General features: G+C 62.8%; 1 protein-coding gene. It reads right to left on the bottom strand.

Annotated features, from left to right (window positions below):
• Positions 1 to 52: 52 nt before the first annotated feature.
• Positions 53 to 1369 carry an IS30 family transposase gene (locus tag G6N77_RS19395; protein WP_420867321.1) on the bottom strand — a complete coding sequence of 439 codons (1317 nt, stop codon included), beginning with the start codon at positions 1367 to 1369 and terminating at the stop codon, positions 53 to 55.
• Positions 1370 to 2170 lie beyond the last annotated feature (801 nt).

Raw genomic sequence — 2170 nt, 5'->3', positions numbered from 1 at the left:
GCCTGAAAGGTGCCTCTGAGGCGAATTCTAGGGGTCGATGCAACGCCCGAGGTCAGCTGGCTATCAGTAAATCACGAAGAGACTCGGCTGGCGTATTCCAGTTCAGTGTTTTGCGTGGGCGTGCGTTGAGTTCCTGGGCGACGTGCTCGAGGTCTTCGGGTCCGTAGGCGCCAAGGTCGGTGCCTTTGGGGAAGTACTGGCGCAGGAGTCCGTTGGTGTTTTCATTGGTTCCGCGCTGCCAGGGGCTGTGGGGGTCGCAGAAGTAGACGTCCATGTCGGTGGCGATGCTGAAGGCCTTGTGTTTGGCCATTTCCACGCCCTGGTCCCAGGTCAGGGAACCGCGCAGGTGGGCTGGCAGGGTTGACATGGTTTTGATTAGTCCGTCGCGGACGGATTCGGCGCTGTGGTCGATGGGCAGGTGGACGAGCATGACGTAGCGGGTGGTGCGCTCGACCAGGGTGGCGATCGCGGATTGGTTGCTGGTGCCGGTGATGAGGTCCCCTTCCCAGTGGCCCGGGATCGCACGGTCTTCAGCCTCGGGCGGGCGTTCGGAAATGTTGATCATGGGATCCCGGAAGCGGCTCGTGCGTTCCTCGGGACTCTTGTGTTTCTTCCGGCGGGTCCGCCCGGTCCGCAACGCTTCCTTGACCTCGCGTTTGAGCCCGCCGCGGGCCTGGAAATAGAGGGACTGGTAGATCGTTTCGTGACTCACACGCATCTGCCCGTCATGAGGAAATTCCTTGATCAACAGCTTCGAGATCTGTTCCGGGGACCAGCGTACGCGCAGCTTCTCTTCAACGTAATCGCGCAGTTCCCCGGCTGCTGCCAGCTTACTGATCTTCGGCCGTGCCCGGGATGCGGTGGCGGTGCGGTGGGCGCCATAGGGCTGGTAGCCCAACGTGGGGTGGCTGTTGCGTTTGATCTCCCTGCTGATCGATCCCGGGGACCGGCCCAGAGCACGGGCAATGGCCCGCATCGACTCTCCACGTCCGTACATGTCCGCGATCCGCTCCCGCTCGGCCAGGGACAAGTAACGGGCGCTGACGACCTGTTCCAGGGCCCTCAGGGCCACCAGAGCGTGTTCGGGTGCTGCTGCCGCCCTGGGTGCCGCTGCCGGCGGCAGGGCCGCAGGGGCTGAGGGTGCTGTATCGGTTGACGCCGGTTCGGGAAAAGTAGTCTTCACCTCCTGTTTATACGGCAGATCCAGGGACTCGGAGCTCACGGCGCGGTCCTTGGCCCGGTCTCGTTCGTTTTCCCACAGGTAACCGCTTTTCCGGCTCGCCCCGGCAGCCGCGGCGGCCTCCTTCCGGCCGACGCCTGCCTCGCGGAGCCGGAAGTATTCGGCACGTTTGGCCACCCCGGGATGGATGGACTTGATCCCGGCGTTGCGGGCCCAGTTCGTGCACCGAGACTTGGGCAGGCCAAGCTCCCGGGCGGCCACGCTAATGCTGCCCACACGGGCAAGGACGGTAAAGAACACGTCCTTATGCTCTTGGGTGGCAGAGGGCTGGGCCACCACCGGATTTGCGCGGGGCCTGCGGGTCACGGCGCCGGCCTTGTAGGCCCAGTGGAAGCAGGTTTGTACGTTGATGCCCAGCACCTTCGCAGCGGCGCTCACGCTCCCGACCCGGTCCAGGACGATAAAGAATTCGTCCTTCTGGGACTGGGTGTATTTCTGGCCTGATTCCCTGCCGGAAGGCCCCGCCCAGGCACGGCAGGTACTGAGGGTGAATCCCAGTTCCCGGGCGGCCGCCGGGATGCTTCCCAAACGCTCGAACGCAGCGAAGAACTCGGTGCGATCGGCGGCAGAGTAATGCCGGTAGGCCCGCTTCAGGGCTGGCGAGCCGGACGGAATGGGCTGGTTTCCTGGGGGTGATTTTTTCGTTAAGAAAGCATCATTAATTGAGGGTGAATCCATGAGTGTTGCAACTCCCGTTTTTCAGGGGGTGTTGCAACAACCGCTAGAACTCGCCTGACGTGGGAAAATGTTGTTACCACACACCATTTTCTAGACACATCAGGAGCACCCTGCAGGTGAACTACTTTACCGGCTTTTACCCGACTGTCCGAGTGGATGGCGCAGGGGACGGCATCGTGTCCCAGGCCGGCGGGGCGATCCTGGCCTTGATGCTGAAGGGCTCGGGTATTACGGCGGGTTTGTCGGAAGCGT

Origin of the sequence: Arthrobacter silviterrae (assembly GCF_011045165.1) — a bacterium.
Lineage (GTDB): Bacteria > Actinomycetota > Actinomycetes > Actinomycetales > Micrococcaceae > Specibacter > Specibacter silviterrae.
Note: the sequence above shows the minus strand (reverse complement) of the source record. Positions and strands in the feature narration are given on the sequence as shown.